Source organism: Pseudomonas prosekii, assembly GCF_900105155.1.
Classification (GTDB): Bacteria; Pseudomonadota; Gammaproteobacteria; order Pseudomonadales; family Pseudomonadaceae; genus Aquipseudomonas; species Aquipseudomonas prosekii.
On the sequence record NZ_LT629762.1, the window covers coordinates 1,765,018 to 1,782,063 of the forward strand.

At 59.5% G+C, this 17,046-nt stretch carries 21 protein-coding genes; 11 read left to right on the plus strand and 10 right to left on the minus strand.

The window, feature by feature from the left end:
* Positions 1 to 7: 7 nt before the first annotated feature.
* Genes mlaD through BLU01_RS08235 form a run of 3 tightly spaced genes read right to left on the minus strand, consistent with a single transcriptional unit; the run spans position 8 to position 2,081 of the window.
* Positions 8 to 475, minus strand: coding sequence for an outer membrane lipid asymmetry maintenance protein MlaD (gene mlaD / locus BLU01_RS08225; protein ID WP_092273248.1), 468 nt, complete (start codon positions 473 to 475; stop codon positions 8 to 10).
* Positions 475 to 1,272, minus strand: coding sequence for a lipid asymmetry maintenance ABC transporter permease subunit MlaE (mlaE, locus tag BLU01_RS08230; RefSeq protein ID WP_092273250.1), 798 nt, complete (start codon positions 1,270 to 1,272; stop codon positions 475 to 477). The genes mlaD and mlaE overlap by 1 nt, the downstream gene beginning before the upstream one ends.
* The gene (locus tag BLU01_RS08235; RefSeq protein WP_092273254.1) at positions 1,272 to 2,081 is read right to left on the minus strand and encodes an ATP-binding cassette domain-containing protein; all 810 of its coding nucleotides are present in this window, start codon (positions 2,079 to 2,081) and stop codon (positions 1,272 to 1,274) included. Before BLU01_RS08235 ends, mlaE begins: the two co-directional genes overlap by 1 nt.
* 273 nt (positions 2,082 to 2,354) lie before the next feature.
* Between BLU01_RS08235 and BLU01_RS08240 the strand changes: the two genes are divergently transcribed.
* The 10 genes from BLU01_RS08240 (at position 2,355) to BLU01_RS08285 (ending at position 9,382) form a co-directional block, all read left to right on the plus strand.
* Entirely contained in the window at positions 2,355 to 3,329 is a 975-nt protein-coding gene (locus BLU01_RS08240) for a KpsF/GutQ family sugar-phosphate isomerase (protein WP_092273257.1), read from the plus strand.
* Positions 3,329 to 3,853, plus strand: coding sequence for a KdsC family phosphatase (locus BLU01_RS08245; RefSeq protein ID WP_092273260.1), 525 nt, complete (start codon positions 3,329 to 3,331; stop codon positions 3,851 to 3,853). The genes BLU01_RS08240 and BLU01_RS08245 overlap by 1 nt, the downstream gene beginning before the upstream one ends.
* 8 nt (positions 3,854 to 3,861) lie before the next feature.
* The gene (lptC, locus tag BLU01_RS08250) at positions 3,862 to 4,434 is read left to right on the plus strand and encodes an LPS export ABC transporter periplasmic protein LptC (protein WP_092281523.1); all 573 of its coding nucleotides are present in this window, start codon (positions 3,862 to 3,864) and stop codon (positions 4,432 to 4,434) included.
* Complete coding sequence (gene lptA, locus BLU01_RS08255; protein ID WP_092273264.1) at positions 4,421 to 4,969, plus strand: lipopolysaccharide transport periplasmic protein LptA; 549 nt, start codon at positions 4,421 to 4,423, stop codon at positions 4,967 to 4,969. The genes lptC and lptA overlap by 14 nt, the downstream gene beginning before the upstream one ends.
* Positions 4,969 to 5,694, plus strand: a complete 726-nt coding sequence (gene lptB, locus BLU01_RS08260) for an LPS export ABC transporter ATP-binding protein (RefSeq protein ID WP_007901537.1) — start codon at positions 4,969 to 4,971, stop codon at positions 5,692 to 5,694. Before lptA ends, lptB begins: the two co-directional genes overlap by 1 nt.
* Positions 5,695 to 5,878: 184 nt before the next feature.
* On the plus strand, positions 5,879 to 7,372 hold the full coding sequence (locus tag BLU01_RS08265; protein WP_092273267.1) for an RNA polymerase factor sigma-54: 1,494 nt from the start codon (positions 5,879 to 5,881) through the stop codon (positions 7,370 to 7,372).
* 73 nt (positions 7,373 to 7,445) lie between these two features.
* Positions 7,446 to 7,754 (plus strand): ribosome hibernation-promoting factor, HPF/YfiA family, encoded by a 309-nt coding sequence (gene hpf / locus BLU01_RS08270; protein ID WP_092273270.1) that lies wholly within the window; start codon positions 7,446 to 7,448, stop codon positions 7,752 to 7,754.
* Between the two features lie 12 nt (positions 7,755 to 7,766).
* Complete coding sequence (ptsN, locus tag BLU01_RS08275; protein ID WP_092273273.1) at positions 7,767 to 8,231, plus strand: PTS IIA-like nitrogen regulatory protein PtsN; 465 nt, start codon at positions 7,767 to 7,769, stop codon at positions 8,229 to 8,231.
* A 2-nt stretch (positions 8,232 to 8,233) separates the two neighbouring features.
* Positions 8,234 to 9,091 carry an RNase adapter RapZ gene (rapZ, locus tag BLU01_RS08280; protein WP_092273276.1) on the plus strand — a complete coding sequence of 286 codons (858 nt, stop codon included), beginning with the start codon at positions 8,234 to 8,236 and terminating at the stop codon, positions 9,089 to 9,091.
* A 15-nt stretch (positions 9,092 to 9,106) separates the two neighbouring features.
* Entirely contained in the window at positions 9,107 to 9,382 is a 276-nt protein-coding gene (locus BLU01_RS08285; RefSeq protein WP_092273279.1) for an HPr family phosphocarrier protein, read from the plus strand.
* 193 nt (positions 9,383 to 9,575) lie between these two features.
* On the opposite strand, the gene BLU01_RS08290 is transcribed toward BLU01_RS08285, so the two are convergent.
* The 6 genes from BLU01_RS08290 to pmbA form a co-directional block, all read right to left on the minus strand.
* A complete protein-coding gene (locus tag BLU01_RS08290; protein ID WP_092273282.1) occupies positions 9,576 to 10,469 on the minus strand; it encodes a ZIP family metal transporter in 894 nt (297 codons plus the stop codon).
* Between the two features lie 30 nt (positions 10,470 to 10,499).
* Positions 10,500 to 11,111: a superoxide dismutase gene (locus BLU01_RS08295; protein WP_092273284.1), complete on the minus strand. Its 612-nt coding sequence runs from the start codon at positions 11,109 to 11,111 to the stop codon at positions 10,500 to 10,502.
* A 2-nt stretch (positions 11,112 to 11,113) separates the two neighbouring features.
* Positions 11,114 to 11,554, minus strand: a complete 441-nt coding sequence (locus BLU01_RS08300; RefSeq protein WP_092273287.1) for a hypothetical protein — start codon at positions 11,552 to 11,554, stop codon at positions 11,114 to 11,116.
* A gap of 27 nt (positions 11,555 to 11,581) precedes the next feature.
* Complete coding sequence (locus BLU01_RS08305; protein WP_092273290.1) at positions 11,582 to 12,958, minus strand: class II fumarate hydratase; 1,377 nt, start codon at positions 12,956 to 12,958, stop codon at positions 11,582 to 11,584.
* Positions 12,939 to 13,346 (minus strand): FagA protein, encoded by a 408-nt coding sequence (locus tag BLU01_RS08310; RefSeq protein ID WP_092273293.1) that lies wholly within the window; start codon positions 13,344 to 13,346, stop codon positions 12,939 to 12,941. Before BLU01_RS08310 ends, BLU01_RS08305 begins: the two co-directional genes overlap by 20 nt.
* Before the next feature lie 182 nt (positions 13,347 to 13,528).
* The gene (gene pmbA / locus BLU01_RS08315; RefSeq protein ID WP_092273296.1) at positions 13,529 to 14,875 is read right to left on the minus strand and encodes a metalloprotease PmbA; all 1,347 of its coding nucleotides are present in this window, start codon (positions 14,873 to 14,875) and stop codon (positions 13,529 to 13,531) included.
* 108 nt (positions 14,876 to 14,983) lie between these two features.
* Here pmbA and yjgA point away from each other — a divergent pair, with 108 nt between their 5' ends.
* A complete protein-coding gene (yjgA, locus tag BLU01_RS08320; RefSeq protein WP_092273299.1) occupies positions 14,984 to 15,508 on the plus strand; it encodes a ribosome biogenesis factor YjgA in 525 nt (174 codons plus the stop codon).
* A 93-nt stretch (positions 15,509 to 15,601) separates the two neighbouring features.
* Here yjgA and tldD read toward each other — a convergent pair whose 3' ends face one another.
* Entirely contained in the window at positions 15,602 to 17,044 is a 1,443-nt protein-coding gene (gene tldD, locus BLU01_RS08325) for a metalloprotease TldD (protein ID WP_092273302.1), read from the minus strand.
* Positions 17,045 to 17,046: the final 2 nt, after the last annotated feature.

Below are 17,046 nucleotides of genomic sequence, written 5' to 3' on the forward strand. Positions count from 1 at the left end.
AAGCTCCTCATTTGGCGTCTTTGCTAACGGTATTGAGCAGGAATTTACCGATCAGGTCTTCGAGCACCAGCGACGACTGGGTGTCATGGATGATGCCGCCATCCTTGAGCAATGCTTCTTCCCCGCCAACGCTGATACCGATGTACTTCTCGCCCAACAGGCCAGCGGTCAGGATAGATGCAGTGGAGTCAGTCGGCAGATTATCTACGCGCTTTTCCAGTTGCATGGTCACCCGGCCGGTGAAACTGTCGCGGTCCAGATCGATCGCTGTGACCTTGCCGATGGTCACACCGGCCATGGTCACTTTTGCTCTGACAGTCAAACCGGCGATATTGTCAAAATATGCATAAAGTTTATACGACTCGGTGTTTGCGCTCGGCGACAGGCCACTGACCCGCAAGGCAAGCAGCAGCAAAGCCAGGATGCCAGCCAGCAAGAAAAGGCCGACACCGATTTCCAGGGTGCGGTTTTGCATCAGAAATCTCCAAACATCAAGGCAGTCAAAATGAAGTCCAGGCCGAGCACTGCCAAAGAGGCATACACCACGGTCTTGGTTGTGGCACGACTGATCCCCTCGGAAGTGGGCTCGCAGTCATAGCCTTGGAATACGGCAATCCAGGTAACGACGAAGGCGAAAACGATACTTTTGATGATGCCGTTAAGCACATCACCACTGAACGTCACGCTGTTCTGCATGTTCGACCAGTAGGAACCTTCAAAGACTCCCAACCAATCGACCGCTACCCACGAACCACCCCAGATCCCGACGACGCTGAAGATCATCGCCAGCACCGGCAGGGAAATGAAGCCGGCCCACAGGCGCGGGGCAATGATGTACTTGAGCGGGTCGACGCCAATCATTTCCAGACTGGACAACTGCTCGGTGGACTTCATGTTGCCGATTTCGGCGGTCAGTGCCGAACCGGCACGCCCGGCGAACAGCAAGGCAGTCACCACCGGCCCCAGTTCACGCAGCAACGTCAGGGCAACCATCTGCCCGACGGCCTGTTCCGAACCGTAGCTGGAAAGGATATTGAAGCCCTGCAGCGCCAACACCATGCCGATGAACACCCCGGAGACCACGATGATCACCAGGGACATCACGCCGATCGAATGCAGTTGCTTGATCAGCAGGCCGAAGCCGCCGCCAATGCCGCCGCGGCCGAGCAACGCATGAAAGAGGAAAATCGTCGCACGCCCGAACACCCCGACGGCATCGATCGCCGCCCGGCCGAACCGGCGCACTCTTTCCAACAGTGAAATCTTGCGCATCAGCGCTTCCCCAGAAGATCTGCGCGGTAATCCGTCGCTGGAAAGTGATAGGCGACCGGACCATCGGGATCGCCTGTCATGAATTGACGGATACGCGGATCGTCCGAGTTCATCAGTTCGTCAGGCGTGCCCTGCCCCAGCACTTGTTCATCGCCCACTACATAGATGTAGTCGGCGATGCTCGCGGTCTCGGCCAGATCGTGGGATACCACGATACTGGTGATGCCCAGCGCGTCGTTGAGCAGGCGGATCAGGCGCACGAGTACGCCCATGGCGATCGGGTCCTGCCCGACAAAGGGCTCGTCGTACATGAGAATCTGCGGATCGAGGGCAATCGCCCGCGCCAGCGCGACTCGCCGCTTCATGCCACCGGACAGTTCGTCCGGCATCAGGTCGATGGCGCCGCGCAAACCGACGGCCTGCAATTTCAGCAGGACGATGTCGCGGATCATTTCTTCCGGCAGCTCGGTATGAACGCGCAGCGGAAAAGCGACGTTCTCGAACACATCGAGATCGGTAAACAGGGCGCCGCTCTGAAACAGCACGCCCATGTGCTTGCGCGCATCGAACAAATCGCTGCGTGACAGTTTGGGCAGATTCTGACCATTGACCCAGACTTCGCCACTGGTAGGCCGCAACTGTGCGCCCATCAGCCGTAAGAGCGTGGTCTTGCCACACCCGGAAGGTCCCATGATGCCGGTGACCTTGCCGCGCGGGATGCGGATATCAATGTTGTTGAAAATACTGCGCGCACCGCGCTTGAAGGACAGTCCCTTCAGCTCGACCGCGTAGGCGTTATCGGCACTCATCTAAACTCCTTGCGATGCAGCCTCTCACTCGGACGCTTGGCTCTCTGTCGAAAGCACATACCGCCCCGGGCGGGCCGAACTGGCGGCGAACTATATCACTGCAACGCTCAAGCGCCCAATCCCCAAGCCAGCCATGTTCGGCGAAGAAAGCGCCAGCGGCGTGCATTTGCGCGGTTTTGCTCACAACTATTTACAAAGCGCGACGAACTAGCGTGAGGGTTTCGATCATTACCGCTATAATCGCCGCCTTTTCATCGGGCTATACGATCTGACATGAGCCAAACCAGCGACCTGATTCAATCGGCACAACGCACCATCCGCCTCGAACTGGAAGCCGTACAAGGCTTGCTGCCCCACATCGACGCTGATTTTGTACGCGCTTGCGAGATGATTCTGGCCAGCAAGGGCCGCGTGGTTGTGCTCGGCATGGGCAAGTCCGGGCACATCGGCAACAAGATTGCCGCGACCCTGGCGAGCACCGGCACCACGGCTTTTTTCGTGCACCCGGCCGAAGCCAGTCACGGCGACATGGGCATGATCACCCGCGACGACATCATCCTGGCGCTGTCGAACTCCGGCTCGACCAATGAAATCGTGACCCTGCTGCCGCTGATCAAGCGCCAGGGCATCAAGCTGATCAGCATGACCGGCAATCCGAATTCGCCGCTGTCCAAGGCTGCCGAGATCAATCTGAACGTGCACGTCGAGCATGAAGCCTGCCCGCTGAACCTGGCGCCGACCTCCTCGACCACCGCCGCACTGGTAATGGGCGACGCATTGGCCGTGGCGCTGCTGGAAGCTCGTGGCTTTACCGCCGAAGATTTTGCCTTTTCGCATCCCGGCGGTGCGCTGGGCCGACGCCTGTTGCTCAAGGTCGAAACCGTGATGCACGCCGGCGCCGAGCTGCCGCTGGTGCCTCGCGGCACGCTGCTCAAGGACGCCTTGATGGAAATGACCCGCAAGGGTCTGGGCATGACCGCAATAGTAGAAGCCGATGGCAAACTGGCGGGGATCTTCACTGACGGCGACTTGCGCCGCACCCTCGACCGCACCATCGACATCCACCACACCACCATCGACGAAGTCATGACCGTTCACGGCAAGACCGCCCGGGCCGACATGCTGGCAGCCGAAGCCCTGAAAATCATGGAAGACCATCGAATCAACGCACTGGTAGTCGTCGACAAGGAAGACCGCCCGGTAGGCGCCTTCAACCTGTCCGACCTGCTGCGTGCAGGAGTAATGTGATGAGCAACGACCTGCTGCAACGCGGCAAGAACATCAAACTGGCGATTTTCGATGTCGACGGCGTCCTCACCGACGGGCGTCTGTACTTCCTCGAAGACGGCAGTGAATTCAAGACTTTCAACACCCTCGACGGCCAAGGCATCAAGATGTTGATGGCAGCCGGCGTGCAGACCGCTATCATCAGCGGTCGCAAGACCCCGGTGGTCGAGCGGCGAGCGAAGAATCTTGGCATCCCGCACCTTTATCAGGGGCGTGAAGACAAACTGGTGGTGCTGGACGAGCTTCTCGGCCAACTCAACCTAAGCTATGAACAAGTTGCCTATCTGGGTGACGACCTGCCAGATTTGCCAGTGATCCGCCGCGTCGGGCTGGGCATGGCAGTGGCCAATGCTGCAAGCTTCGTGCGCGAACACGCTCACGGCATCACCGTGGCCCGTGGCGGCGAAGGTGCCGCCCGCGAATTCTGCGAACTGATCCTGCGCGCCCAGGGTCGCCTCGATGCGGCAAATGGCGCGTACCTGTGAGCCAATTTATGCTGAGCAAAAAGTTTCGCAAATTTCTGGTGTTCGGCTGCATCGCGGCGATATTCGCGGCGGTCGGCTACTGGAACATCAGCCCGGAACGCTTCCTCGACAAGCCGGTGGTGAAAGTCGACGAAAGCGCGATCGACTATTACGCGATCAACGCCCACACCGTGCAGTTTCTGCCGGACGGCACCTTGCAATACGATCTGACGTCCGACAAGGTCGAACACCTGAAGGCAACTGACGTGTCGCTGCTGACCAATCCGGACTTGAACATGTACCGCGGCACCGAGTTTCCGTGGCATGTCACCAGCCTGCGCGGCGAAGTGAATTCGGACGGCACTCAGGTCGAGCTGATCGACAATGTACGCATCGCTCGCACCGACCAGCAGAACCGCAACTTGATCGTCACCAGCACCCGAATGACAGTGTTCCCGCAGCAGCAATATGCGCAGACCGATCAACCCGTTAGAATCGACGGCGCTGGTGGTGTGTCGACTGGTAACGGAATGAAAGCGTATTTGAAAGAAAGCAGGATACACCTGCAATCTAACGTAAGAGGACAGTATGAGGCTCGTTAAAACCCTCCCTATTTTGCTCAGTCTGGGCGCAGCACTGGGAAGCGTGAGCGCCTGGGCTCTGCCGAATGATCAAGAGCAGCCTATTCGCATTCAGGCAGACGATGCCCAACTGGACGACAAGAATGGCGTTGCCACCTATACCGGCGACGTGATCATCACCCAGGGTTCGATGAAGGTCACCGGCAACAAAGTGACCATCACCCGCACCTCGGCCGGTGAAATCGACCGCGTCAACTCGGTCGGCAACCTGGCTTATTTCGAGCAGTTGCAGACCGCGGGCGACACCAAGCCAGTGCAGGGCTACGGCGTCACCATCGATTACTACGCGCAGGCAAATCGGGTAGTACTGACCGATCGCGCGAAAGTCATCGACAAGGACAACAACGTCACTCAGGGCGAGAAAATCGTCTATGACACGGTGAAAAAACTGGCGAGCGCCGGTCGTGCCAAAGGCACCAAGCTGAGCACTCCTCAGCCGCGCATCGACATGATGATCCAGCCGAAAAAGAAAACTGACGGGCAAAAGGCCAACTGATGGCAACTCTGAAAGCTCAGCATCTGGCCAAGAGCTACAAGAGCCGCCAGGTTGTGCGTGACGTCAGCCTGTCGATCGACAGCGGCCAGATCGTCGGCCTGCTCGGCCCGAACGGTGCCGGCAAGACCACGTGCTTCTACATGATCGTTGGGCTGGTGCAGGCCGATCAGGGTCGCGTACTGATCGACGATCTGGACGTCAGCCACCAGCCAATGCACGGTCGTGCAAAGGCCGGTATCGGCTATCTTCCGCAGGAAGCATCGATCTTCCGCAAACTGTCAGTCGCCGACAACATCATGGCCATTCTCGAAACCCGCAAGGAGCTCGACAAGGCCGGTCGCCGCAAGGAACTGGAAAGCCTGCTGCAGGAATTCCACATCCACCACATCCGCGACAACCTCGGCATGAGCCTGTCCGGTGGTGAACGCCGCCGAGTGGAAATCGCTCGTGCACTGGCGACCAACCCGAAATTCATCTTGCTCGACGAACCTTTCGCCGGCGTGGACCCGATTTCGGTCGGCGACATCAAGCAGATCATCCACCACCTCAAGGCCAAAGGCATTGGCGTGCTGATCACGGACCACAACGTTCGTGAAACCCTGGATATCTGTGAAACCGCCTACATCGTCAACGATGGCCAACTGATCGCCGAAGGTGACTCCGCTACCATCCTGGCCAACGAACTGGTCAAGGAAGTGTATCTGGGCCACGAGTTCCGCCTGTAAGCGCTGAGGTGTCTGGCGGATTGTCCGGGCGCTGGTCGCAATAAAAGCTCAATCGTTTTTTATTGTTACAGCGCTCTAGGCAAGGACTGCGGTTTCGGGCATATAATTTGCTTAAGTTTGGCGCTCCGGCGCCCTGTAGTGGATGGCGCATGTGCGCCGGCGAATAAGGTGTTTAGCCCCTGCCATGAAACCATCGCTAGTCTTGAGAATGGGCCAGCAGCTGACGATGACACCTCAGCTGCAACAGGCCATCCGCCTGCTCCAATTGTCGACCCTGGACCTGCAACAGGAAATCCAGGAGGCCCTGGAGTCCAATCCGATGCTCGAACGCCAGGAAGAAGGCGACGACTTCGATAACGCCGACCCCTTGGCCGACAAAGCCGAACAACTCCCCAACGCCGATGTTTCGGAACCGTCCTATCAGGAAACCGCGCCAACCGTGGACAACCTTGAGGAAGGCGACTGGAACGAGCGCATTCCCAACGAGCTGCCCGTCGACACGGCGTGGGAAGACGTCTACCAGACCAGCGCCAGCAGCCTGCCGAGCAACGATGACGACGAGTGGGATTTCACTACCCGCACATCGGCCGGCGAAAGCCTGCAAAGCCATCTGCTCTGGCAACTCAATCTGGCGCCGATGTCCGACACCGATCGGCTGATCGCCGTGACTCTGATCGATTGCATCAACAATCAGGGTTACCTCGACGAAACCCTCGATGAAATCCTCGAAGCCTTCGATCCGGAACTGGACATCGAGCTCGACGAGATCGAAGCCGTTCTGCACCGTATCCAGCAATTCGAACCGGCCGGCATCGGCGCTCGCAACCTGAGCGAATGCCTGCTGCTGCAATTGCGCCAACTCCCGGCCAAGACGCCTTGGCTGGCCGAGGCCAAGCGTCTGGTCAGCGATTACATCGACTTGCTCGGCAGCCGCGATTACAGCCAGTTGATGCGCCGCATGAAGCTCAAGGAAGACGAACTGCGCCAAGTCATCGAACTGGTGCAGAGCCTGAATCCGCGTCCGGGCTCGCAGATCGAGTCCAGCGAAGCCGAATACGTGGTTCCCGACGTGATCGTGCGCAAGGACAACGAGCGCTGGCTGGTGGAGCTGAACCAGGAATCGGTGCCACGCCTGCGGGTCAACGCCCAGTACGCCGGGTTTGTCCGCCGCGCCGACACCAGCGCCGACAACACTTTCATGCGCAATCAGTTGCAGGAAGCGCGCTGGTTCATCAAGAGCCTGCAAAGCCGCAACGAAACCCTGATGAAAGTTGCCACGCAGATCGTCGAGCATCAGCGCGGTTTTCTGGAATACGGCGACGAAGCGATGAAACCGCTGGTACTGCACGACATCGCCGAGGCGGTGGGCATGCACGAGTCAACGATTTCGCGGGTGACCACGCAGAAGTTCATGCATACCCCACGGGGCATATATGAGCTGAAATACTTTTTCTCCAGCCACGTCAGCACCTCCGAAGGCGGCGAATGCTCGTCCACGGCGATCCGCGCGATCATCAAAAAACTGGTTGCCGCGGAAAATCAGAAAAAGCCGTTGAGTGACAGCAAGATCGCTGGTTTACTGGAGGCACAAGGCATTCAGGTGGCTCGCCGCACCGTCGCCAAGTACCGCGAATCCTTGGGAATCGCGCCTTCGAGCGAACGCAAGCGGTTGATGTAAGCCACGTTACAGCGTTCCAGTGGCAGGCTATTCAGCCTGCCGCTTTATGCACTGGCAACGAAGGAGAAGCTGTATGCAAGTCAACATCAGTGGACACCAACTGGAAGTGACCGAACCTCTGCGCATCTACATCAACGAGAAACTCGAACGATTAGAGAGGCATTTCGACAAGATCACCAACGTGCAAGTCACGATGTGCGTCGAGAAGCTCAAGCAGAAAATCGAAGCCACGCTGCATATTCCCGGCGGAGAAGTAGTCGCTAATGCTGAACATACCGATATGTATGCCGCCATTGACCTGCTGACCGACAAGCTGGATCGCCAACTCAAAAAGCATAAGGAAAAGACCCAAAGCCTCCTCCAGGGCGCAACCGGTCGTTAACACTCCCAACCTATGATCCGACTTGAAAGTATCCTGACCCCCGGCCGTTCCCTCGTGAACGTGCCGGGCGGCAGTAAAAAGAAAGCCCTCGAACAAATTGCCAACCTGATCGCCCGGGAAGTCCCGGATCTGGAGATGCAAGTTGTCTTCGAGGCATTGATTGCCCGTGAAAAACTCGGTTCTACCGGTTTTGGCAACGGCATCGCGATTCCTCATTGCCGCCTGAAGGGCTGCACGTCCCCTATCAGTGCGCTGATGCACCTTGATGCGCCCATCGATTTCGACGCCATTGACGGCGCCCCGGTTGACCTGCTGTTTGTATTGCTGGTCCCGCAGGCTGCCACCGATGCGCACCTGGAGCTGCTGCGCCAGATCGCCAGCATGCTCGACCGCAAGGAAGTCCGCGAAAAACTGCGCAGTGCTCCGAGCAACGAAGCCTTGTATCAGGTCGTCCTGGACGAGCAGAACGGTCACTAATCATGCGCTTGATCATTGTCAGCGGCCGCTCCGGCTCAGGTAAAAGTACCGCGCTCAATGTCCTTGAGGACAGCGGCTTCTATTGCATCGACAACCTGCCTGCCGGGTTGCTGCCGGAATTGGCTGAACGCGCGTTGATTCATACCGAACTCGCGCAACCGCTGGTCGCGGTGTCCATCGACGCGCGCAACCTGCCGAGCCATTTGTCGCGATTCCCCGAACTGCTCGAAGAAGTCCGCAGTCGGCATATCCAGTGCGACGTGCTGTATCTGGACGCCGACGAAGAAACCCTGCTCAAGCGTTTCTCCGAAACTCGTCGCCGCCACCCGCTGAGCAATGCCAATCGCTCGCTGGCCGAGGCGATAGCTGACGAGACCAAACTGCTCGAGCCGATCGCCGACCTGGCTGATCTGAAACTCAACACCACCAACCTGAACCTTTACCAGCTGCGCGATACGCTGAAGCTGCGTCTGCTCAATCAGCCTGAGCCGGGCACCGCGTTTCTGGTCGAGTCGTTTGGCTTCAAGCGCGGCATGCCGGTCGATGCCGATCTGGTATTCGACGTGCGTTGCCTGCCCAATCCGTACTGGAAACCGGAGCTGCGCGCGCAGTCCGGGCTCGATCTGCCAGTGGCCGAGTACCTTGCGGCCCAGCCGGACGTCGAAGAGATGTTCCAGGATATTTACAACTATCTGTTCAAGTGGCTGCCGCGTTTCGCTGCCAGCAACCGCGCTTATGTGACGGTTGCCATTGGCTGCACTGGGGGCCATCACCGCTCCGTCTACCTGACTGAACGTCTGGGTCAGGCCCTGCAACAATCCCTGAAGAACGTCCAGGTCCGCCACCGCGACCTCAGCTAAAGGATTCACATCGCGATGCCTGCTCTGGAAATTGAAATCATCAACAAACTGGGCCTGCACGCCCGCGCTTCTGCGAAATTCGTCGGGGTTGCCGGTGGATTCAAGGATTGCTCGATCAGGGTTGGACGCACACCGGAATCCACGGTCGATGGCAAAAGCATCATGGCGATGATGATGCTCGCGGCCGGCAAAGGCACCAAAATCCACCTAATTACCGAAGGCGAGCAGGAAAAGGAAGCGCTGGACGCTTTAAAGGAATTAATCAACAACTACTTCGGCGAAGGCGAGTAACAACCCGCCTCCGTCCCTGTAGCAGCTGCCGAAGCCTGCGTTTATGTAGCAGCTGGCGAAGCCTGCGTTCGGCTGCGAAGCAGTCGTAAAATCAGACACTGCGGTCCTTCAGACAAACCTCGTACGCCGGATTTACGCCTGCTGCGCAGCCGAACGCAGCCTTCGGCAGCTGCTACCCTACCGCGCTCCCCCGCTAAGCCAGCGCCGTATCCATCACCATCATCAGACAAAACCCGATCAACAATCCCAGACTGGCGAGTTTCTCGTGACCATGACGTCGCGATTCCGGGATCACTTCGTGCGTCACCACCAGCAACATCGCCCCCGCCGCCAGTGCCAGACCCAACGGCAATAGCAGTTCGGCCAGGCTCACCAGCCACGCGCACAGCAGCGCGAACACCGGTTCCACCAGCCCCGACGCCGCGCCGATCAGGAACGACTTGACCCGCGACATCCCTGCCCCGGCCAACACTAGCGCGATGACCAGACCTTCCGGCACATCCTGCAACGCAATGCCCATCGCCAGGCTGTCAGCATCCGGCATGCCGCCACCGGCGGAAACGCCCACGGCCATGCCTTCGGGAATGTTGTGCGCAATGATCGCGAAGACAAACAGCCAGATGCGCGGCGGGATCACCGGACGCTCCAGCGTGCCGACCAGCAATTGCGGGCTGGCCCCGGAAACCTTGCGGTCCACCAGAAACAACCCCAAAGCGCCGAGCATGATGCCAAAGCTGATCAGGCCGCTGGAGGCCCAAGGCGTCAGCCCCAGGCTTTCGGCTGCAGCAATGCCCGGGACGATCAGCGAAAACGCCGTCGCCGCGAGCATCACCCCGGCACCGAAACCCAGCAAGGTATCGCTGAGTGCCTGAGGCATGCGGCGGATGACCAACACCGGCACCGCCCCCAACGCCGTGCCCAAAGCGCAGAGCGCCCCGCCCTGCAGGGCGCGCAACAGCTTGGGCTCAAGGTTGAGCCACACCAGGCCTTGGGCAACCAACAGCGTCATACCCGCCAGCAGTAACAGCGATCCCAATGCGTAACGAAACATACGCCCACTTCCGATCGCCAGTGTTTCAGTGCCCATAATCAGCCTTGGATTGTTTTTATAGAAGACTTAAACCAGCGCTGCCTGATAGCGCGCTGCAACTTCGGGCCAATTAATCACGTTGTAGAACGCATTGATGTATTCCGGGCGACGGTTCTGGTAACGCAGGTAATAGGCGTGTTCCCAGACGTCGAGGCCGAGGATCGGCGTGTTGCCATTCATCAGCGGGCTGTCCTGATTACCGCTGCTTTCGACAACGAGAGTCTTTTGCGGGGTAACGCTCAACCACGCCCAGCCACTGCCAAAACGCGTCAGTGCAGCTTTGGTGAAGGCTTCCTTGAAGCTGTCGAGGCCGCCCAGTTGCTCATCAATCGCCTTGGCCAGCGCGCCGTCGGGTTTGCCGCCGGCGTTGGGCGCCATGACTTCCCAGAACAACGAATGGTTGGCATGACCGCCGCCCTGATTGATCACCGCAGCGCGGAGTTTTTCCGGCAGTTGCTGGACGCTGGCGACCAGTTTTTCCACCGACCATTCGGCAAACTCGGTGCCTTCGACAGCGGCGTTGAGGTTGTTGATGTAAGTCTGGTGATGTTTGGTGTAGTGGATTTCCATGGTCTGCGCATCGATATGCGGTTCCAGGGCATCGTAGGCGTAGGGCAAGGCAGGCAAGGTAAAAGCCATGTTCAGTGGACTCCATGGTGATGAGGGACAGGCTGATGCCGGGGCGACGCCGCATCCATGTGCAACAAGCGATGGGTGCGTGGGTATTCGCCGTGTTCACTGATGAAATTCAGCAGTTCGACATAGGTTTTACTGCTCTGACGCAGCGCAGCCTCGCGCAGCGCCGGGGCCAGCCGCGTGTCCTGCATGGTCTGCAACAGGCGTTGATGGATCGCGCACAAATACTCGGCGCTCTCCTCCGGCTGGTTCAGGCGTAAATGCAGGTCCGCGAGGTTGTGATGGGAAATCACGCAAGCGGCCACCGCTTCGTCGGCATCCGACCAGCGCTCGAACAACACCTGGGCCAGCGCCAGTGCCTGCAAGTAAGCCTCGCGGGCATCGACGAACTCGCCTTGCATGAAATGGCGGTTGGCCCTTTCGATCGTGCGTTTCCAGTGCTCCATGGTGAGCCTCCAAAGCGGTAGCGTGAGTTACACGCCGCCTGCGGTGAGCTTCTCTGGATTGAGCAATTCTTCCAGTTGGCTGCGCGACAAGTCGGTGTGTTCCAGGGCGACATCAATCACCGGACGCCCCTGCTGATACGCCTTCTTGGCGATTTCAGCGGCTTTCTGGTAACCGATGATCGGGTTGAGTGCGGTGACCAGAATCGGATTGCGCGACAGCGCTTCCTTGAGTCGGGCCTCGTTGACCTTGAAGCTGGCAATCGCCTTGTCACCCAGCAGACGGCTGGCGTTGGCCAGCAATTCGATGCTGCTGAGCAGGTTCTGGGCGATGATCGGCAGCATCACGTTGAGTTCGAAATTGCCCGATTGGCCGGCGATGGTGATCACCGAATCGTTGCCTATCACCTGCGCCGCGACCATCGCCGTGGCTTCCGGGATTACCGGATTGACCTTGCCCGGCATGATCGACGAACCCGGCTGCAAGGCCTCGAGTTCGATTTCGCCAAGACCGGCCAACGGCCCGGAGTTCATCCAGCGCAGGTCGTTAGCGATTTTCATCAGCGACACGGCGGTCGCCTTGAGCTGACCGGAGACCGCCACCGCAGTGTCCTGCGAGCCGATCAGCGCGAACAGATCCTTGCCCGGTGTGAACTGCACATGCGTCAGTTCACTCAATTGCTGGCTGAACCGCGCGGCAAATTCGGGGTGCGCGTTGATCCCGGTGCCCACCGCCGTGCCGCCCTGCGCCAGCGATTGCAGGCTCGGCAACAAGTCTTGCAGGTGGCCGATATTGGCCTTGAGCTGCTGCGCCCAACCGTTGAGCACCTGGCTCATGCGCACCGGCATGGCGTCCATCAAATGCGTGCGCCCGGTTTTCACGTGGTGGTGAACCTGCACCGCTTTGCGCTCGATCACTTGCACCAGGTGCAGCAGCGCCGGCAGCAATTGCTCATGCAAGGCCAACGCGGCGCTGACGTGGATGGTGGTCGGGATGATGTCGTTGCTGCTTTGCCCGCAGTTGACGTGATCGTTCGGGTTCACCGGCTCGCCCAGCAGTCGGCTGGCCAGCGTGGCGATCACTTCGTTGGCGTTCATGTTGGAACTGGTGCCGGAACCGGTCTGGAAGATATCCACCGGAAAGTGCTGCATGAAATCGCCTTCGAGCAGCCCTTGCGCCGCGTCGACGATGGCTTTGCCCTGGGCTTCGCCGATCTGCTTGAGCTCGACGTTGGCCCGCGCCGCCGCAGCTTTCGCCAGGATCAGTGCGCGAATGAACTGCACCGGCATCGGTTTGCCGCTGATCGGGAAGTTATCCACCGCACGTTGGGTTTGTGCGCCGTAGAGCGCGGCTTCCGGGACCTGAAGCTCGCCCATGCTGTCGCGCTCAATACGTGTCTTGGTCATCAGTAAATCCTTGCACCAGTTCAATGAGGGGAATCGAAGGCTGCAACTCGCAGGTCGCCAGTTGCCAGGTGTAGCTTTGCCAGCGCTTGAGGCGGCATTTGCACAGCGACAGACGTTCCAGCTCGCGCAACGGCCGCCAGGCCTGGTCCAGACAATAGGCGCGCCAATGCCACGGCAGCGCGACGTCGGCGGCGGTGTCGAGGAGTAAACGAAAGGAAGTTTCGGCGATGGTCCAGGGCGAGGTTGCCGTGCAACAGGCCAGATACCGGCCTTCGGCCAGGTAATGTTCGATCAGGCGCGGTTCATCAGGATCCATTGCGCAACGGATCTGGCGACTCATCCAGCGCCAGCTTTCGAGGTACGGCTGCTCGTGCAAGGCAGAACTCATAATCCGGGCTCATTCCGTAATGAGATTTATTATTAGATGATAATGAGAACCAACACACCCCCGCTATTGTTTGTCAGCGACTCTGTGGGAGCAAAGCTTGCTCCTACAGTTCGGCATGTGAGGCACAAAAAAAAGCGCGCCATCCGTTGGGATGGCGCGCCTTTTTGTGGAACGGTGCGGTTTTAGCTACCCGCGACCGTCATCCGCTCGATCAACACCGAACCGGTGCGGATATTGCTGCGCAGCTCCAGGTCATTACCCACCGCGACGATCTGCTTGAACATGTCACGCATGTTGCCGGCAATCGTCACTTCCTGGACCGCGAACTGGATTTCGCCGTTCTCGACCCAGAAACCCGCCGCGCCGCGCGAGTAATCGCCGGTCACCATGTTCAGGCCATGGCCCATCAACTCGGTGACCAGCAACCCGCGACCCATGCGCCGCAGCAGTGCCGCCTGGTCTTCGTCGCCATGGGTGACGAACAGGTTGTGCACGCCGCCAGCGTTGGCGGTGCTCGGCATGCCGAGTTTGCGCCCGGAATAGGTGCCGAGAATGTACGAGACCAGCACGCCATTTTCGACGAACGGCTTGGCATAAGTCGCCAGACCATCGCCATCGAACGCCGAGCTGCCCATCGCGCGCATCAAGTGCGGACGCTCATCGAGGGTCAGCCATTCCGGGAACAGCTTCTGCCCAAGCGAGCCTTCCAGAAACGACGATTTGCGATACAGACTGCCGCCGGACACCGCCGAGAGGAAGCTGCCGAACAAACCACCGGCCAGCTCCGCCGAAAACAGCACCGGCACTTCACAGGTCGGCACCGGACGCGCGCCCAGACGGCTCGCCGCCCGTTGCGCGGCACGTTGGCCGATGCTCACCGGGTCTGCCAGCAAACTGCCCTGACGGCTGACGTCATACCAATAATCACGCTGCATCTGCCCTTCGGCCTCGGCGATCATCACGCAACTGAGGCTGTGGCGGGTCGACGCATAACCGCCGATAAAACCGTGGCTGTTGCCGTAAACGCGGCAGCCCTGATGCGTGCTGAGCGTGGTGCCGTCGGCGTTCTTGATCCGGCTATCGGTATCAAACGCTGCCGCTTCGCAGCTCAGCGCCATTTCGATGGCTTGCTCCGGGGTGATGTCCCATTCGTGGAACAGGTCGAAATCCTGCAGATCCTTGGCCATCAGCGCCGCATCGGCGAGGCCCGACGCCTCGTCTTCCGAGGTGTGCTTGGCGATCGCCAGCGCGGCGGCGACGGTTTCACGAATCGCCTCCGGGCCACTGGCCGAAGTGCTCGCCGAGCCTTTGCGCTGGCCGACGTACAAGGTGATGCCAAACCCCTGATCGCGATTGAATTCGACGGTTTCGACTTCGCGCTGGCGTACCGACGTGGACAGGCCCTGCTCCAGCGACACCGCGACTTCACAGGCGCTGGCGCCCTGACGTTTGGCTTCAGCGATGATCTGCTCGACTTGCTCTTGCAGTGCCGGCAACGCTTGTGGGCCGACGCTTTCAACTGCACTCATGCTGTTCTCCACTCAAATTCTGCTTTCGGCTAGGGCCATCGAGCGACCGGGCCGGACAAGCGGCCCCCGACTGGTTATCATGGCGGCGTTTCTTTGCGGACGGCCACCATGGTTGATTCTTACGACGACTCCCTCGATACGGGAGAAAAAAGCAAATCCCAGGTCAAACGCGAGCTGCATGCTCTGGTTGACCTCGGCGAACGCCTTACAACGCTCAAGCCTGACTTGCTGGCAAAACTGCCGTTGACCGACGCTATGCGCCGGGCTCTGGCCGATGCGCCCAAGCACACCGCGAATATCGCGCGTAAACGGCACCTCATGTTCATCGGCAAACTGATGCGCGATCAGGACACTGACGCCATTTTGACCTTGCTCGATCAACTCGATGCCTCCACCCGGCAATACAACGAACGATTCCATGGCCTGGAACGCTGGCGCGATCGCTTGATCGCAGGCGATGACGCGGTCCTGGAGAAATTCGTTGTCGATTACCCGGAAGCTGATCGTCAACAGTTGCGCTCCCTGATCCGTCAGGCCCAGCACGAACTGGCGACCAACAAGCCGCCGGCAACCAGCCGCAAAATCTTCAAGTACATTCGTGAGCTGGACGAGACTCAACGCGGTCTGCGTTAAGTCCCGAATCGGGTGAGTCGCCACGCGGCTCACCCGAAGCTTCACTTATTCAAAAGCCCTTACTATTCCAAAGACCTTACTATTCAAAAACCCTTACGATCCTGTACCACCGACAGTGATCGCATCAATTTTCAGGGTTGGCTGGCCGACACCCACCGGCACCGACTGCCCATCCTTGCCGCAAGTCCCGACGCCGCTGTCCAGCGACAAGTCGTTACCCACCATCGACACTTTGCTCATCGCCTCCGGGCCGTTGCCGATCAACGTTGCGCCTTTGACCGGAGCGGTGATTTTGCCGTCCTCGATCAAATACGCCTCGCTGGTGGAGAACACGAACTTGCCGCTGGTGATATCCACCTGACCACCGCCGAGGTTGGCGCAGTAGATACCGCGTTTCACCGACGCAATGATTTCTGCCGGATCACTCTCGCCGGCGAGCATGTAAGTGTTGGTCATGCGCGGCATCGGCAGGTGCGCGTAGGATTCGCGACGACCGTTGCCGGTGCGCGCCACGCCCATCAATCGGGCGTTGAGTTTGTCTTGCATATAACCCTTGAGTACGCCGTTTTCGATCAGCGTGGTGCACTCGGTCGGGGTGCCTTCGTCATCGACGCTCAACGAGCCGCGACGCCCGGCCAGCGTGCCGTCATCGACGATGGTGCAGAGTTTCGACGCAACCATCTCGCCCATGCGCCCGCTGTAAGCCGAGCTGCCCTTGCGGTTGAAATCGCCTTCCAGACCGTGGCCGACCGCTTCGTGCAACAGCACGCCGGACCAGCCCGAACCGAGTACCACCGGCAACGTGCCGGCCGGCGCCGGAATCGCTTCCAGATTGACCAGCGCCTGGCGCAAGGCTTCACGGGCATAGCCCATGGCGCGGTCTTCGGCGAGGAAATAACGGTAATCGGTACGACCGCCGCCGCCATGCCCACCGCGCTCGCGGCGGCCATTCTGCTCGACGATCACGCTGACGTTGAAGCGCACCAGTGGCCGCACATCCGCCGCCAGGCTGCCGTCGGTGGACGCAACGAGAATGCGTTCCCAGACCCCGGCCATGCTCACGGTGACTTGCTGAATGCGCGGGTCGAGGGCGCGCGTGGCGATGTCGATGCGCTTGAGCAGGTCGACCTTCTCGGCGCGGGTCAGCACTTCAAGCGGGTTGTCCGGCCCGTACAACTGGGCGACATCCTGCGTGGTAAACGCTTGCACGGTGCCGTTCTGCCCGGCGCGGGAGATCGAGCGCGCGGCTCGGGCCGCTGCGCCCAGCGCTTCGAGGGTGATCGCGTTGCTGTAGGCGAAACCGGTTTTTTCACCCGATTGCGCGCGTACGCCGACACCCTGGTCGAGGTTGAAGCTGCCTTCCTTGACGATGCCGTCTTCCAGCGCCCAGGATTCGGAAATCTGCCCCTGGAAATACAGATCGGCGGCATCAATGCCTGGCCCGGCCAGATCACCGAGCACACTTTGCAGGCTTTCGATGGTCACGCCGCCGGGCGCTAACAGGTGGTCACTGACTGAGGACAACAACTCGCTCATAT

Coding starts and splice junctions, on each gene's coding strand:
- lptA (WP_092273264.1), top strand. CDS start 4,421: ATGAGGCTCGTTAAAACCCTCCCTATTTTGCTCAGTCTGGGCGCAGCA.
- BLU01_RS08300 (WP_092273287.1), bottom strand. CDS start 11,554: ATGGAGCACTGGAAACGCACGATCGAAAGGGCCAACCGCCATTTCATG.
- BLU01_RS08295 (WP_092273284.1), bottom strand. CDS start 11,111: ATGGCTTTTACCTTGCCTGCCTTGCCCTACGCCTACGATGCCCTGGAA.
- BLU01_RS08305 (WP_092273290.1), bottom strand. CDS start 12,958: ATGACCAAGACACGTATTGAGCGCGACAGCATGGGCGAGCTTCAGGTC.
- lptB (WP_007901537.1), top strand. CDS start 4,969: ATGGCAACTCTGAAAGCTCAGCATCTGGCCAAGAGCTACAAGAGCCGC.
- BLU01_RS08290 (WP_092273282.1), bottom strand. CDS start 10,469: ATGGGCACTGAAACACTGGCGATCGGAAGTGGGCGTATGTTTCGTTAC.
- tldD (WP_092273302.1), bottom strand. CDS start 17,044: ATGAGCGAGTTGTTGTCCTCAGTCAGTGACCACCTGTTAGCGCCCGGC.
- BLU01_RS08285 (WP_092273279.1), top strand. CDS start 9,107: ATGCCTGCTCTGGAAATTGAAATCATCAACAAACTGGGCCTGCACGCC.
- pmbA (WP_092273296.1), bottom strand. CDS start 14,875: ATGAGTGCAGTTGAAAGCGTCGGCCCACAAGCGTTGCCGGCACTGCAA.
- hpf (WP_092273270.1), top strand. CDS start 7,446: ATGCAAGTCAACATCAGTGGACACCAACTGGAAGTGACCGAACCTCTG.
- mlaE (WP_092273250.1), bottom strand. CDS start 1,272: ATGCGCAAGATTTCACTGTTGGAAAGAGTGCGCCGGTTCGGCCGGGCG.
- yjgA (WP_092273299.1), top strand. CDS start 14,984: ATGGTTGATTCTTACGACGACTCCCTCGATACGGGAGAAAAAAGCAAA.
- rapZ (WP_092273276.1), top strand. CDS start 8,234: ATGCGCTTGATCATTGTCAGCGGCCGCTCCGGCTCAGGTAAAAGTACC.
- BLU01_RS08235 (WP_092273254.1), bottom strand. CDS start 2,081: ATGAGTGCCGATAACGCCTACGCGGTCGAGCTGAAGGGACTGTCCTTC.
- BLU01_RS08240 (WP_092273257.1), top strand. CDS start 2,355: ATGAGCCAAACCAGCGACCTGATTCAATCGGCACAACGCACCATCCGC.
- BLU01_RS08245 (WP_092273260.1), top strand. CDS start 3,329: ATGAGCAACGACCTGCTGCAACGCGGCAAGAACATCAAACTGGCGATT.
- lptC (WP_092281523.1), top strand. CDS start 3,862: ATGCTGAGCAAAAAGTTTCGCAAATTTCTGGTGTTCGGCTGCATCGCG.
- mlaD (WP_092273248.1), bottom strand. CDS start 475: ATGCAAAACCGCACCCTGGAAATCGGTGTCGGCCTTTTCTTGCTGGCT.
- ptsN (WP_092273273.1), top strand. CDS start 7,767: ATGATCCGACTTGAAAGTATCCTGACCCCCGGCCGTTCCCTCGTGAAC.
- BLU01_RS08265 (WP_092273267.1), top strand. CDS start 5,879: ATGAAACCATCGCTAGTCTTGAGAATGGGCCAGCAGCTGACGATGACA.
- BLU01_RS08310 (WP_092273293.1), bottom strand. CDS start 13,346: ATGAGTTCTGCCTTGCACGAGCAGCCGTACCTCGAAAGCTGGCGCTGG.